This window comes from Streptosporangium sandarakinum (assembly GCF_013409935.1).
Taxonomy (GTDB): Bacteria; Actinomycetota; Actinomycetes; order Streptosporangiales; family Streptosporangiaceae; genus Streptosporangium; species Streptosporangium nondiastaticum.
In genome coordinates this window covers 747,346-760,939 of sequence record NZ_JACCCO010000003.1, presented here as the reverse complement: position 1 = coordinate 760,939, position 13,594 = coordinate 747,346, and the positions used below count along the sequence as shown (strand labels likewise).

The window sequence follows — 13,594 nt, the reverse complement described above, 5'->3', positions numbered from 1 at the left end:
ATGCGTGTGTTGCTGTCGACGTACGGGTCGCGCGGGGACGTCGAACCGCTGGTGGGGCTCGCGGTGCGGTTGCGGGAGCTCGGCGCGGAGGTACGGATGTGCGCGCCGCCGGACGAGGAGTTCGCGACGCTGCTGGACGGCGCCGGTGTGCCGCTGGTGCCGTTCGGCCCGTCGGTGCGCGCGCTGGTGACCAGGGAGAGGCCGTCGGCGGCGGACCCGTTCAGGCTCGCGCCCGAGCTGGTCGCCGCGCGGTTCGGCACGCTCGCCGCGGCGGCCGAGGGGTGTGACGCGCTGGTGGCGACCGGCCTGATGCCGTCCGGCGCGCGGTCGGTGGCCGAGAACCTGGGCATCCACTACGTGTACGCGTGCTTCCAGCCGATCGAGCTGCCGTCGCCGCACCTCCCCCCGCCGCCGCGGCCGGGCCGGCCGTTCCCGCCGGACGTGACCGACAACCGGGTGCTGTGGGAGCTGGACGCCCAGAAGGTGAACGCGCTGTACGGCGAGGCGGAGAACACCCATCGGGCGGCGATCGGCCTGCCCCCGCTGGACAACGTCCGCGACCACGCCCTCACCGACCGTCCATGGCTGGCGGCGGACCCGGTCCTGTGCCCGTTGCCGGAGACGCCGGATCTCGACGTGGTGCAGACCGGGGCGTGGATCCTGCCCGACGAACGTCCGCTCCCGGAGGAGCTGGAGGCGTTCCTGGACGCCGGCGCCCCGCCGGTGTACGTGGGCTTCGGCAGCATGCCCATGCGCGGCGTCTCGGTGGACGTCACCCGGGTGGCCGTCGAGGCGGTCCGCGCGCGGGGCCGCCGCGTACTGGTCGGGCGCGGCTGGGCCGGCCTGGCCCTGATCGACGACCTGGACGACTGCTTCGCCGTCGGCGAGGTCAACCACCAGGCGTTGTTCGGACGGGTGGCCGCCGTCGTGCACCACGGCGGCGCGGGCACGACGACGACGGCCGCCCGGGCCGGCGCGCCCCAGGTGGTGGTGCCCCAGATGGCGGACCAGCCGTACTGGGCCGCCCGGGTGGCCGAGCTGGGCGTCGGCGCGGCGCACGACGGCCCGGTTCCGGCCTTCGAGTCCCTGTCGGCCGCGCTCAGGACCGCGCTGGCCCCCGAGACCGGCGAGCGGGCGAGGGCCGTGGCCGCCCAGGTCCGCGCCGACGGGGCGGAGGTGGCCGCGAGGCTGCTGCTCGACGCGGCCGGCCGGGAAAGGCGGCCCGTGCCCGCGTGAACCACGCCCGGATCACCGGGCCGGAATCCAGCACCCGGACACCCCGCCGCGCGTGACGGCCGCATACGACCACCAGATCGGAGCAGATACATGAAACCGCTGGCCACCAGCGCGTTCTACCTTCCCGGCCACCTCTCCCCCAAGGCCGACCCGGCGCTGATCGACGCCGACGAGAAGCACTTCGCGGCCATCGCCGAAAGCCTGGAGCAGACGATCGCCGACCTTTCCGACCGCCTCGACGCCGCGCGCAGGTCGCCCGGCGGCGGGGGCCGGCAGGCGCTGGAACGGGACCTGGAGATCCACCGGCTGTCCGCCCGCCTGCGCATGCTGCGCCGCTTCGGGCTGGACCTGTGCCTCGGGCGCATGGTCGGCGCGGACGACCCCGAGCCCGTGTACGTCGGACGGCTCGGCCTCACCGACCACGCGGGCCGGCGGCTGCTGCTCGACTGGCGCTCTCCCGCAGCCGAGCCGTTCTTCGGAGCCACCCACGCCAACCCGATGGGCCTGGCGAGCCGCCGCAGGTACCGCTGGACCCGCGGCCGGGTCAGCGACTACTGGGAGGAGGTGTTCACCCCGGACGGGCTCGAAGGGCACGCCGCGCTCGACGACCAGTCCGCCTTCATCGCCAGCCTGGGCGGCAACCGGTCGGCCCGGATGCGGGACGTGCTCGGCACCATCCAGGCCGACCAGGACGCCATCATCCGCGCGGGATCGCGCGGCGCCCTCGTCGTCGACGGCGGACCGGGCACGGGCAAGACCGTCGTCGCGCTGCACCGCTCCGCCTACCTCCTCTACTCCGATCCCCGCCTCGGTCACGATCGGGGCGGCGTGCTGTTCGTCGGCCCGCACCAGCCGTACCTGGCCTACGTCGCCGACGTGCTGCCCAGCCTCGGGGAGGAGGGCGTGCAGACCTGCACGCTGCGGGACCTCGTCGCCGAGGGAGCGTCGGCGGCGGCCGAGACCGACCGGGAGGTGGCGCGCCTGAAGTCGTCCGCGGACCTGGTGAAGGCGATCGAGCCGGCCGTACGGTTCTACGAGAACCCGCCCGTCAAGGGGATGACGGTCACGACCCCCTGGGCCGACGTCCGGCTGAGCGCCGAGGACTGGGCCGAGGCGTTCGACGCGCCGGACCCCGGCACCCCGCACAACGAGGCGCGCGATGTGATCTGGGAGGAGCTGCTCACGATCCTGGTGGACAGGCACGACGACGACGTCTCGGCCGACCTCGTCCGCAGGGCGCTGACGCGGGACAGGGAGCTGCTCACGGTCTTCAACCGCGCGTGGCCGCTGATCGACGCGGCCGACCTCGTCGGGGACCTGTGGACGGTGCCCGCCTACCTGCGGCTGTGCGCGCCCTGGCTCAGTCCCGAGGACGTCCGCAGGTTGCAGCGCGAGGACGCCCAGGCGTGGACGGTGTCCGACCTGCCGCTCCTGGACGCGGCACGGCAGCGGCTCGGCGACCCGGAGACGTCACGGCGTAAGCGCCGGCGCGACGCCGCCGTCGCCGCCCAGCGGGAACGCATGGACCGGGTCGTCGACGACCTGATCGAGGCCGACGACTCCGAGATGCTGATGATGTCGATGCTGCGCGGGCAGGACCTGCAGGACGCCCTGGTCGACGAGGCCGCGCTGCCCGGCGCCGACCCGGACCTGCTCGCCGGCCCGTTCGCGCACATCGTCGTGGACGAGGCCCAGGAGCTCACCGACGCGGAGTGGCAGATGCTGCTGCTGCACTGCCCGTCCCGGAGCTTCACCATCGTCGGGGACCGCGCCCAGGCCAGGCACGGGTTCACCGAGTCGTGGCGGGAGCGGCTGGAACGGATCGGGCTCGACCGGATCAGCCTGGCGTCCCTGACCGTCAACTACCGGACGCCGGAGGAGGTCATGGCGGAGGCCGAGCCGGTCATCCGGGCCGCGCTCCCGGACGCCAACGTGCCGACCTCCATCCGCAGCGGCGGCGTCCCCGTCGTCCACGGACCCGCCTCGGAGCTGAACGCGATCCTCGACGCCTGGCTCGCCGAGCACGCCGACGGCATCGCCTGCGTCATCGGCGACCCCACGTTCCAGGCGACGTCCCGCGTCCGGTCGCTGACCCCGGAGCTGGCGAAGGGACTGGAGTTCGACCTGGTCGTCCTCGTCGACCCCGAGAGGTTCGGCGAGGGCATCGAGGGAGCGGTCGACCGCTACGTCGCGATGACCCGCGCGACCCAGCGCCTCGTCATCCTCACGAGCCCCTGACGATCCGTTCCGGACGGCCGGCCGGTACGGAACGCAGGACGACCCACCGGCGGGCTCGCCGTCCGTCCGGGCGTGTTCAACGCGATGCGGCCCCTGTCAGGTGGGTCGGTCGGACCTGGCCGGGACGCCGTGTGAGCCGGTCGGACCGTGCTCCAGCAGCCGCTGCAGATCGGCGACGGGTTGGACCCCGGAGACCGGCGGGCGGCCGTCGATCACCAGGCTGGGCACGCCGGTGACGCCGTGCTCGACCGCGCGGCGCCGGTCGTCACGCATCTGCTCGGCGTAGTCGTCGCCGGCCAGGACGGCACGCACCTCGTCGCCGTCCAGCCCGGCCTCGATGCCCAGGCGCTGCAGGACCTGCGCGTCGGCCACGTTCAGCCCCTCGGTGTGGTAGCCGTGCAACAGCAGTTCCATCATCTGGTCGGCCCGGCCGCGGTCGGCGGCCAGCTTGACCAGCCGGTGCGCGTCGAAGGTGTTCACCGGGCGAGTCAGATGCAGGTTCAGCTCCAGGCCTTCCGCCGCGCCCAGCGACCGGATCCGGGCGATGCGGGCGGGCGCCTGCTCGCCCCACCAGCCGGCCATGGCCTCCGCCGCGGTCGGGCCGGGGATCCGGCCTTCGTCCGGGGCGAGTTCGTAGCCGCGCCAGATGATCTCGACGCGGTCGCGGTCGGCGTGCCGGGCCAATGCGGCCGTCAGCCGTCTTTTGCCGATGTAGCACCAGGGGCACAGCACATCGGCATATATCTCAAGCTTCATGAACGTCCTACCTAATGATCAAGGCTGGTGGAGCGGGGTTCGCCTTACGCCGCGTGTCGAAGCCGTCGACGGTGTGGTCGAGGATCGAGCAAAAACCGGGATCCGTGTTCACGGACACATTCCTCAAGGTCGGATACGGGGGCAGGGCCCCGGTTGCCATCGTGCGACCTCGACCGCGGTTGAGGTCAAATTTTCCCCGGGCGGAGGCGCAGCCGGCCCCGCCCTGCTTCCGGAATGACGGCCGGGCGACGGCCACCCTTGTCGCCCTCTGCCCCGGCGGTCTCCCGCGTGCCCGACCTCACGGGTCAGTACGACCGGTGCCCCGGCCGGGAAGGTTCGCCGGGTTGTGGCAGGGGGCGCCGGGCTCGCGGAAATCCGTTTCGAGCGTTGCCCCGGTGCCTCTACTGTGGCGCGGTGATGACTCAGGTGATCGTTGTCAACGGCGGCTCCAGCTCGGGAAAGTCCGGGATCATTCGGTGTCTGCAGGCGGTCCTGCCCGATCCGTGGCTGGCCGTCGGGACGGACACGCTGGTCGAGGCGATGCCGGCGTCCATGCAGGCGTCGGATGGCGGGATCGAGTTCGCTCCGGACGGAGAGGTGATCGTCGGCCCGGAGTTCCGGACGCTGGAAGCGGCCTGGATCGCGGGGGTCGCCGCGATGGCCCGTGCGGGCGCCCGGGTCATCGTCGACGAGGTCTTCCTCGGCGGGGCGTACTCACAGCAGCGATGGCGGAAAGCCCTGGGTGAGCTGCGGGTGCTGTGGGTCGGCGTCCGGTGTGACGCCGCGGTGGCCGCGGGCCGTGAGGTCGCACGAGGCGATCGGACCATCGGGATGGCCGCGTCCCAGGCGGAAGTGGTCCACCAGGGCGTGACCTACGACCTGGAGGTGGACACCACGCACGCGGAGGCGATGGAGTGCGCACGGACCATCGCCGCGCATGTCGAATGATCGACGGCCCGGCGGTGTGCTGCTGTGACCGCAGCACCGGGACGAGCCAGGCGGCGCCGGTAAGTCGACCGGGTCGTACGGATGCATGGCGACCAGGTGCTCTCCGACACGGGCCGCCCTCGTCGAGGAGCCGGGGCCCGGCGCCGCCGGCGGTGCACCGGCCTGCGGGGAGCCGCCGACCGGTCAGCGTTCGATGGGGATCCTCGGGTAGACGCCTCCGTTGGCCACCTCCAGGGTGATGCTCGTACGGTCGTCAGGCGGGGCGGGATAGTAGACGTAGGCCCTGCTGGTCTCACCCGCGTCCAGGGCGGGCACGTAGTTCTCGACGAACTCCGTGTACATCTTGAGCGGGTGGTAGCGCGCCTTGGTGACCGGATCGACGAGGATGAACGCGCCGAAATCAGAGCCGGCGGAGAACTGGTCGTCCCACCCGGAGAAGGGGATCGGGAACGGGACGAACAGACCGTCGTTGGCCTTGGTAATGTCGAAGGAGGCCACCACGTAGGCGCCGTCACGATAGAGCGGCAGCACGTCCACCTTGAGCTGGTCCACCTGGTTGTGGATCGACCAGGTGAAACCGGCCACCCGCGCTCCTGGATCGGCACGGAAGGGGGCCGGTGCCACGGTGGAGCCGCGTACCTGGTCGGCGGAGGGGCTCGTGGTGGTGGTCACGTCCGGGCCCTGCTGCTTGATGGAGTAGGAGATCTCCACGCGGCGGTTTCTGGCCCGCCCCGCGGGATTGTCGCTGCCGTCCTGCTTCTCGTTCTTGGCGATCGGCTCGCTCTCGCCCTTGCCTTCCGGTCTGTACTGGTAGCCGGTGCCGAGTCTGGCGGCCAGATACTCCTGCACCGCCTTGGCCCGCTTGACCGACAGCGTCTGGTTGTAACCGTCGTCGCCCTTGTCGTCGGTGTGACCGGTGATCGTGATGGGCGGTTTGGCGGGGTCGGCCCGTCGTCTGGTCTCCTCGACCACGTCATCGAGCACGGCTGCCGCCTTCGCGCTCAGACGCGCTTTGTCGAAGGCGAACAGCACGTCGGTGCGCAGGCCGATCGTCTCCTTGTCGCCCGCCTGCGTGGTGCTCCTCACCGGTGTCTCCACCAGTTCGTTCACGTCGGCGACGCCTGACCAGATCTCCCCGTTCGGCACGACGACAGGCCACTGGAACGTGTCGCCGGCCTTCGGCATGTCCGAGGAACCCCGCTCACGGGCGATCGGCTCAGCGGCGCCGTCGGTGACCGGGATGCCGGTCATCGGGCCCATCGGCAGATCGGGCGCGATCGACATCGACTCGGCGGTGGCGGGAAGCGGCGGGAAGTAGACCTCGACCGGGTAGCGCACGCCCGGCACGAAGTCATCGGGATAGTCGGCACCGACCTGGTGGTTCCTGGTACCGAAGGCGTGGCCGTCGCTGTTGTTCTCGCGCAGGGTGAAGTACACCTTCCTGCCGACCGGGTCGAACAGCCTGAACCTGTCGAAGGAGGTCGTCAGATTGCCATAGCCGAAGTCGCCGGAGGTGTTGACGGTCGCCGTGGTCATGATCTCCATGCGTAGCACGGTCAGCTTGGCGTGCCGCTCGATGGCCTTCACCTCGATTCTGAACGGGTTGGCGCTGTAGAAACCGACCATGCCCTCGCTCACATGGCTTCCCGCTGCCGCGACCGGGGTGGAGGACGGCGCCGAAGGTGTGGCGCTGGAAGCGGCGGTGGAGGGCGGCGCCGAGGGGGTAGCGCTGGAAGCGGCGACCGGCGGGGTGCCGCGCACCGGCTGATCCTTCGGTCCGCATGCGCAGGCCAGGGTCGCCGTGACTACAAGAGCGGTCGCTTTCAACAGGCGCATGGCCATGAAGACCTCCCTACCTGACAGGTCAGCACTCCAGGTTATAGATCACCTGTGTGGCACACCTGCAGATCGGCCGAATTCGCCCGTCAACTCGCTGGGCGGAAGGGTTGCTCCGCCGTCTCCGCTGCGATCCAGTTCAGGTAGTCCGGCAGTCCACCTTCGATGGGGACCGCGACGATCTCCGGTGTCTCGTAGGAATGCGTGTCCTTCACCAGGGAGACGAGTTCGTCCAGACGATGCTCGCCGGTCTTCAGCAGAACCAGGAACTCTTCGCTCTTCTCTACTTTTCCTTCCCACCGGTAGAGGGAACTGATCGGCCCGATGATCTGCGCGCACGCCGCGACGCGGTCGTTCACCGCGGCGGTGCAGATCCTCTCCGCCTCTTCACGCGTGCCGGCCGTCACATGCACCTCGAAGGAAGCACCCACGCGGCCAAGCTTACGCGCGCGACGCTTCCACGCTTGTCGAGCGGGTTCCGCCGTTCGACCCTCCGCCGCGGCGAACCGCTCGCGGAGCCGGTCACGATCTCAGGCGCGGGCCGGGGTCGGCTGACCGTCGGCGGTCTGCAGCAGCGTGCCGACCCGGGCCCGGACCGCCTCGATGGCCTCCCAGTCCTCGGTGCTCAGGCCGGCCAGCGCCGCCGGGAAGACCCCGTCCTGCTCCTTGAGGATGTGGGCGCGCAGCAGGTTCAGGGCGTCGAGCAGCCTGAGCGGCCAGCCGGGGTCGGCGGGCGTGCCGTCCGCGGCCTCGCCGAGGACGGCTTCGAGGCGCCGATGCTCCGTTTCCAGCGCGGCGATCTGCTCGGGAAACTCCTCCGCCATGGCGGGGAACAGGCCGTGCTCCTCGACCGCGGTGTGCGGGCCGAGCACCTCGGCGATCCTTCTGGCGATCACGGTCATGGCGTCGGTGTCGCCGGCGGTGTGCGCGCTGCGCACATCTCCGATCAGGTCGACCACCAGATCGTGCTCGCGGGTCAGTTCGCCGATCGTGGTCACGGCCTGGCAGCCGCAGTACTCGCACATGCGCTTGCGATCCTCTGCAGTCCTCGAATGTGTTCCGGGCGGGGATCCGAGGCGACACCCCGGACGCATCCCACATTGCCCGGCCGCCGGATCAGCCGGGCAGGGACCTTGGACCTCTTTTCACGGGTCCCGCGTCATCCATCACTCGGCGTTCCTCAGCCGGGCCGGACAGCCGCGGAAACGGTCTGGTGTGGAAGGAAGCCGACCACCCCGCCCGGGGCGGCAGCGAGGAGGTCGCCGGCCGCCTGCTGTCGAACATCGGATGACCGAGGAACGGCGACCAGGTTGACGTACACGCGAGGCCGGGCATGCGCCTCCATCTCCGGCCCGCTGCCGCTCCGCGGTGGGACGGTGGCACACGGGACGACCAGGAAAGGAATTGACCCCTATGTTCGATGGACAGGAAGGGTTATTTCATATTAGCTGGACTGGCGGGTTCCCCCTCGGTTGGAGTATGTGTGCGCATCTCATGTTGCGCTCACCGGCTCGTCATCCGGCGCTTCGGCGGCTAGCGGCTAAGGAAATCGGAGGACCGTAATGTCTGGATGGCCTGATGGGCGGATCCGCCTGGCAGAGTATTTAGCGGGATTACGCACCGAGCTGAGCAGCGTCGGCACTGAAGCCGACGGGGACGATCTCAAGTTTGACATGGATGCGGCCACACTCGAGGTCGATATTGTTTATTCGCTCGCGCGATCCGAGGAGCCGGAGTTTTGGGTGCTTGCGCCGGCGCAGCAGGAGGCGAAGGAAGAACCGGGATCCACCAACCGGGACAGGCAGCGCCTCACCGTGCGACTAACGCCGCGGCAGGACGCAGTGTGGGGTAGCGAAACGTCTGAACTCGTCTCGGCGACCTTGCCGTGCCCACCTTCGCCGAAAGGTCAATAAGATGGAACAGCAGCGAAACAGCCCGGATCCGACCGGGTTCCGCCGAAGAGCGGACCGTGGTCCTCTAAGCAGATATGCAGTGGGTCGACGGCATTCACCGGCATCCGTATGCTCCACCATCCCCCTCGATCCCGTCTTCGCCTGTCGGAGTGCTTTGCGATGGATGCGATGAAACTCGAAGAGCCCGGAGGCTTTTGGGATTCACCGGCCTACTCGGTCAAAGTGCGTGGACTCAGATACCTCTGGGGCTCAGCCGGGATCACCCAAAATCTAACATTCGAAAAGCCGTTAATCCTCCACGTCGCGAACGATCGCGCGGGAGAGCCGATCACGATCGGAACGCAGGTCGCGGCCGGAGCCAAGACGGTCCTGGGAACGCTTCAGCCAGGTGAATACCTGTCGCTTTCGGTGAACGACATTTCGGGTGTCTACGCCGACTGCGCCCTTGATTCAATCGTGCACTGTTTGGTTCACTGAGAATTCGCGCGAGAGGAACGTCTCAATGGGCATTGCAAACATTATTTCCATGATCGCGCGGCCGGTGCACGGGTCTTACCTATGCTTCGAAATCGGCGGCATTCTGAACACTTGCGACGTCTATTTGGGTGACACCGTTAAAGCTGTTCCGTACGACAGGCTTACCGACTTGGTGAAGGCTTCGGGAACGACCATCGGGGACCCTTCTCGCCTCGCAGGCGATACAAACGGCGTTCTAAGTATCGTTCAGCCGTTCTCGGTGGCATCGCTTCGGAACGAAGACAGGAAGGCTTCCCTGGATAGTGCCGTCAATTCTCGACAAAATATCTACTTCTCGAAGCATGCGAATGCCGACTCCGTGATTTCAACAATCAGGGGGTCTTACGACAAAGGGTCGCCGGCATCGAATCCCAACCTGCTCGATCGGTTAAGCGACCTCGCGAACCAACAACTGGTGGAACTGGACGAGGCTTATAGGACGGACGATCGAACAGGCGTTGTGAAATCGACGACCAGCAGCGCCGAGTCGGCAACCAAAGGTAGAGGCGGTTCGAACCGCGCCAGCAAATTTCACCAGGAAAGCGTGGGCGTAAGGGTCGGCCGTGGAACAAGGCTTCCCCACGTCCTCCCACTCCCGTGGGAGGGACACCCGGACCACATATGGAACGGATATAAGTCAACTCGCTTCACCGCGCCCAGCACGACCGACACCGCGGTGACAACGGGGGTCAACTACGAAGAATCAAATAACTACAGCAATACATCTGGAATGCAGTCCACGACACATGTCGACTACGAATACCGAACCCCTTACATAGAAGCGCACGCGCGCGCTCTCCGCGCGCAAATCAGCCTGACAAATCAGCAATTCGAAGCATATATGTTCTCGCAGAACATACCCTATTTGGAAAAAATCTTTGCAAACGAACTCGAATCGGTAGACAATGATGTCTACCAACTTCAAATCGCGCTGTTGCGGTCGTTTCTCATCTCGCCCATCGAGGGCGTTGTAACCGGTGTCTACAAGGGTCCGGGCGAGGCGGTGAACGCCGGTGAACCCGTGATCCGAGTCGAAGACAACAGCCTCGTCCATCTGTTGGCGAACCTTGTACACGTCGGTCCTATCCCGATTGGAGCGACCGCGACCTTGACAACGATGTTGGCGGGCGCTGGGAATCCGACAACATCCCTGGACGGGACCGTCGTTTCTGTGCGGGGACAGGACAGCGGCACGCGGTGGGAGGTCATCATTAGGGTTGATAACGTTGACGCTGGCGGACTGCACGTTCTTCCGCTTGGCTACGTGTTCGACCCGGAATACACGGACATTTCCATAGCGTAATGTGGTATGACCCGGGGTTTCCTGGCACCGCCCGTAGAGAAGCTTTCGACACGAGGAAGGTCTTATGCCTGGTGAGAGCGATGGCAGCGGGGGCGGCGGTGACGGTGGTACCGGAACAGGAGACCTTGGCGGGGGCGACATCGGCGCCATTCTCGCCTATCTGAACCATCAGAGTTTCGGCGCAGACGGAGACTATACCGGAAACGCAGGCTTCGGCGGCGATAACACCGGCCCCGTTGGCTCCAAGGTGCCAGAAAATGACCAGGATCTCTCGGCAACGCCGATCGATGCCCTGACGACGCCACCGTGGGAAACACGTGGAAGGCCGCAGATGCGGGGCGGCCAGAGCGACCGGCCCTGGGGAATCGAGCCGTACGGCGGCATGGGTGGACGGGTTCTTCTCGCTTTCGTCGGCGAAGAGGTCGACGCCTTTTCCGGCCTGCCCTTTGGCATAGACGATCTCGATCCCTTCACGGGTTTCCCAGCCTCTGATCCTTTCGTCGATGAATGGCCGGCTCGTGCGAGAAACGTGACGACGCCATTCGCGGCTCTTCGGCAGACCAACCTGCTGTCGTCCCCTGATCTGCTGGCCGACAACGATGTGGCGGCTTGCGATTCCAGCCGGACGTCATGCCTGCCGGAGGTGAAGAGCGATGCCAATCAATCCAGCCTTGCAACCTCGATCCAGGCCGACATGGACGAAAGCTATGTCGCGATCCAGGCCTTCATGGAGGGCAGGGCGAAGATCATCGGCGATACCGAAGTCGACATGCAGAAGGTGGCCTCGACCGCCGCGCAGGTGGCGCGCAGCGACGAATACAAGCTCGGATTCATCGTCAGCCAGCTGAGCGACCATCCGCTCGAAATTCGGCACTCCGCTGTTCTCACCGGCCTGGGGCACGTGGTCTGGGGCGGCGTCACGATGACGGCCTCGGGCTTCATCATCTACGGCTCCGGCGGCCTCGCCTTCCCGCTGATTGGCGCAACAGGATTCGCCGCGGGCGCTGGCGAGGCTTCCTCGGGTTTGGCACTGGCCATAAGTGGCGCGGACAGTACCGAAACGGTCCGTATGAGCGGTCAGATCGGCTATGTCCTTGCGCTGACATCGTCGCCCGCCTCGCTGGTATTCGGAACCACCGGACTCGTCCTGAGCGGCGGGGACGTCGACGTATCCCATCGGTTTGCCCTCGCCGGCGGCATCGCGGAAGGAATGACAGCCTTCCGCGGCGATCCTTCCAAGCTCTACTCGACCCTGCTGCCGGGTGTGGGAACGAAGGCTGAAAAAGCCGCCTCCACCCTTCTGGTCAAGGACGTGGCCGCGCTCGGATACACGGCGCGGGGCGAAAGCGTCGGCGTGGTCGCCTCGAAGCTGAACAGAGAGTTCACGAGCGGGGATCTCCTGGCGATCGAAGCCTTCCGAGAGCAAATGGCGAGCACGGGCCGACTCGATCTCGCAGGTAAGGCGGGTCATGCGGCGGCCGGAGCGGCGGAGCGCGGAGTGGATTTCTCCAAATACAGAGGCGCTTTCCAGCAGGAGCTGAAACTTCACGGCCCCTACACACCCATCAATAGCCTCCCACTCGATAAGGCCTGGAACCAGAGCCTCACCTACAGCATCAAGTACCAATTGGAGACCCGCGCCCTTGGAGAGCAGTTGGTTCCTCTTCGATCAGTCAAACATATCTGGATCAGCCCGACCGAGGCCGTCAGATACATACGGTAGCCGAGCACCGGCCGCAACAAACTAGAAGCGCCGCACTTCGACGATTCCGATCGATCCGAATGCTGGCATCGTCCAGTGAGATGAGCAGGGAAAAAGGAGCATGCCGTGTCGCGATCGATTCGAATCATATACCGCAACCAGCAGGGTAGGTTACGAAAGAATTGGAACTGGGATGCAATTACAAAGCGGTCGGCAGTTATTATCACCGCGGCGGAGTGGTCCGCCGGACGGGATCCTTTCGATGAGACAGGCCGGCCAAATCTTGGCGCGGCGAACGTCTATGTGACCAATATTGGCCCTCATGATCCGGAAGGTGGTACCGGCGGCGTCGAGTTTTATCTGCACGTCGATTGGGACAGCCCTTTGCACGTACAGGTGACGATCATCGTTCTCGACCCGATCGAGGATTTTAGGGTTGCAGAATAGGCTGCTTCGGCCCGGCGTGAGCGGTTTCCTGCTCAAGGTCTCGCTGCCCGAGCAGTTCGTAGCGGCGGGCGACGGTCTGCTCGACCCCGCGGACACGCTGAGCAGGAAATATGGAACGCACTGACCGATGTCGACGTCGGCTCGTAGGTGGTGGTCGCGAGACGTCGCTTGGGCAGGGCATGCCGCATGCGTTGCTCCTTGAACGGTGAGACCGCGGCACCCATCGCCGCGGCCTGGCCGGCCCCGATTCCGAAAGTCCGAAATCGCCTCGAATACGGCCTTTCAGTTGATTGACGACGGCAACAGCTCGATCATTAATTGTTCAAGAGTCCACCAAAGCGGAAGCACGATCGGACCAACCTGCTGGTAGGCGACCAAGCGCAGGACGAGGAGCGGCCGACGAGGCACCCACCCTTCCCTACGGATCAGGTGCTCAGGCATCATAAGAGCCGTCCCATGGTTCGTAGAGGCCAAGTCTGTTCGGGTGGAGCTCGGCGTGTTGTCGGCCCTCGAAGGTCTCGATGACGAGGCCGAACACCACGTCGCCGAACTCATGGCGGAAGGGACGGATGACGATGCCGCCATAGCCGACAGTTCGACCCTGCCCCTGACCACATTCCTTGAATGGTCCGAACGCCCCGAGCCGATTACGGCTGGGACGTTATCGGCTGCCGGCCCGCTCTCGGCCTCGCCATGAGT

Annotated in this window: 14 protein-coding genes; 10 read left to right on the top strand and 4 right to left on the bottom strand. The window is 66.7% G+C overall.

What is annotated here, in order from left to right; translation table 11 throughout:
• Entirely contained in the window at positions 1-1,236 is a 1,236-nt protein-coding gene (locus HDA43_RS29765) for a glycosyltransferase (protein ID WP_179827545.1), read from the top strand.
• 90 nt (positions 1,237-1,326) lie between these two features.
• A complete protein-coding gene (gene helR / locus HDA43_RS29760; RefSeq protein WP_179827544.1) occupies positions 1,327-3,474 on the top strand; it encodes an RNA polymerase recycling motor ATPase HelR in 2,148 nt (715 codons plus the stop codon).
• A gap of 96 nt (positions 3,475-3,570) precedes the next feature.
• Here helR and HDA43_RS29755 read toward each other — a convergent pair whose 3' ends face one another.
• Positions 3,571-4,230 carry a DsbA family oxidoreductase gene (locus HDA43_RS29755; protein WP_179827542.1) on the bottom strand — a complete coding sequence of 220 codons (660 nt, stop codon included), beginning with the start codon at positions 4,228-4,230 and terminating at the stop codon, positions 3,571-3,573.
• Positions 4,231-4,647: 417 nt separating this feature from the next.
• On the opposite strand from HDA43_RS29755, the gene cpt reads away from it, so the two are divergent.
• The gene (cpt, locus tag HDA43_RS29750; RefSeq protein ID WP_179828801.1) at positions 4,648-5,178 is read left to right on the top strand and encodes a chloramphenicol phosphotransferase CPT; all 531 of its coding nucleotides are present in this window, start codon (positions 4,648-4,650) and stop codon (positions 5,176-5,178) included.
• A gap of 183 nt (positions 5,179-5,361) precedes the next feature.
• Here cpt and HDA43_RS29745 read toward each other — a convergent pair whose 3' ends face one another.
• Positions 5,362-6,816, bottom strand: a complete 1,455-nt coding sequence (locus HDA43_RS29745) for an OmpA family protein (protein ID WP_179827540.1) — start codon at positions 6,814-6,816, stop codon at positions 5,362-5,364.
• Between HDA43_RS29745 and HDA43_RS29740 the strand changes: the two genes are divergently transcribed.
• Complete coding sequence (locus tag HDA43_RS29740) at positions 6,803-6,946, top strand: hypothetical protein (RefSeq protein WP_179827538.1); 144 nt, start codon at positions 6,803-6,805, stop codon at positions 6,944-6,946. The genes HDA43_RS29745 and HDA43_RS29740 overlap by 14 nt on opposite strands.
• Before the next feature lie 157 nt (positions 6,947-7,103).
• On the opposite strand, the gene cutA is transcribed toward HDA43_RS29740, so the two are convergent.
• Both cutA and HDA43_RS29730 read right to left on the bottom strand, forming a co-directional pair.
• Positions 7,104-7,445: a divalent-cation tolerance protein CutA gene (gene cutA / locus HDA43_RS29735; RefSeq protein WP_312873606.1), complete on the bottom strand. Its 342-nt coding sequence runs from the start codon at positions 7,443-7,445 to the stop codon at positions 7,104-7,106.
• Positions 7,446-7,544: 99 nt separating this feature from the next.
• Entirely contained in the window at positions 7,545-8,039 is a 495-nt protein-coding gene (locus tag HDA43_RS29730) for a hemerythrin domain-containing protein (protein ID WP_179827536.1), read from the bottom strand.
• Between the two features lie 537 nt (positions 8,040-8,576).
• Between HDA43_RS29730 and HDA43_RS36795 the strand changes: the two genes are divergently transcribed.
• From HDA43_RS36795 to HDA43_RS29700, 6 genes are all read left to right on the top strand, one after another.
• On the top strand, positions 8,577-8,927 hold the full coding sequence (locus HDA43_RS36795) for a trypco2 family protein (protein ID WP_376770530.1): 351 nt from the start codon (positions 8,577-8,579) through the stop codon (positions 8,925-8,927).
• A 168-nt stretch (positions 8,928-9,095) separates the two neighbouring features.
• Entirely contained in the window at positions 9,096-9,404 is a 309-nt protein-coding gene (locus tag HDA43_RS29725) for a hypothetical protein (RefSeq protein WP_179827534.1), read from the top strand.
• A gap of 25 nt (positions 9,405-9,429) precedes the next feature.
• On the top strand, positions 9,430-10,746 hold the full coding sequence (locus HDA43_RS29720) for an HlyD family secretion protein (protein ID WP_179827533.1): 1,317 nt from the start codon (positions 9,430-9,432) through the stop codon (positions 10,744-10,746).
• A gap of 64 nt (positions 10,747-10,810) precedes the next feature.
• Positions 10,811-12,469 (top strand): hypothetical protein, encoded by a 1,659-nt coding sequence (locus HDA43_RS29715; RefSeq protein WP_179827531.1) that lies wholly within the window; start codon positions 10,811-10,813, stop codon positions 12,467-12,469.
• A 105-nt stretch (positions 12,470-12,574) separates the two neighbouring features.
• Positions 12,575-12,895, top strand: coding sequence for a hypothetical protein (locus tag HDA43_RS29710; RefSeq protein WP_179827529.1), 321 nt, complete (start codon positions 12,575-12,577; stop codon positions 12,893-12,895).
• Positions 12,896-13,379: 484 nt separating this feature from the next.
• Entirely contained in the window at positions 13,380-13,592 is a 213-nt protein-coding gene (locus HDA43_RS29700; protein ID WP_179827528.1) for a hypothetical protein, read from the top strand.
• The last annotated feature ends 2 nt before the right edge of the window (positions 13,593-13,594 follow it).

What these genes read in the sequence shown, in the direction of transcription:
- HDA43_RS29755 (WP_179827542.1), bottom strand. Translation starts at nt 4,230, where the DNA reads ATGAAGCTTGAGATATATGCCGATGTGCTGTGCCCCTGGTGCTACATC.
- HDA43_RS29740 (WP_179827538.1), top strand. Translation starts at nt 6,803, where the DNA reads ATGCCCTCGCTCACATGGCTTCCCGCTGCCGCGACCGGGGTGGAGGAC.
- helR (WP_179827544.1), top strand. Translation starts at nt 1,327, where the DNA reads ATGAAACCGCTGGCCACCAGCGCGTTCTACCTTCCCGGCCACCTCTCC.
- HDA43_RS36795 (WP_376770530.1), top strand. Translation starts at nt 8,577, where the DNA reads ATGTCTGGATGGCCTGATGGGCGGATCCGCCTGGCAGAGTATTTAGCG.
- HDA43_RS29720 (WP_179827533.1), top strand. Translation starts at nt 9,430, where the DNA reads ATGGGCATTGCAAACATTATTTCCATGATCGCGCGGCCGGTGCACGGG.
- HDA43_RS29765 (WP_179827545.1), top strand. Translation starts at nt 1, where the DNA reads ATGCGTGTGTTGCTGTCGACGTACGGGTCGCGCGGGGACGTCGAACCG.
- cpt (WP_179828801.1), top strand. Translation starts at nt 4,648, where the DNA reads ATGACTCAGGTGATCGTTGTCAACGGCGGCTCCAGCTCGGGAAAGTCC.
- HDA43_RS29715 (WP_179827531.1), top strand. Translation starts at nt 10,811, where the DNA reads ATGCCTGGTGAGAGCGATGGCAGCGGGGGCGGCGGTGACGGTGGTACC.
- HDA43_RS29730 (WP_179827536.1), bottom strand. Translation starts at nt 8,039, where the DNA reads ATGTGCGAGTACTGCGGCTGCCAGGCCGTGACCACGATCGGCGAACTG.
- HDA43_RS29725 (WP_179827534.1), top strand. Translation starts at nt 9,096, where the DNA reads ATGAAACTCGAAGAGCCCGGAGGCTTTTGGGATTCACCGGCCTACTCG.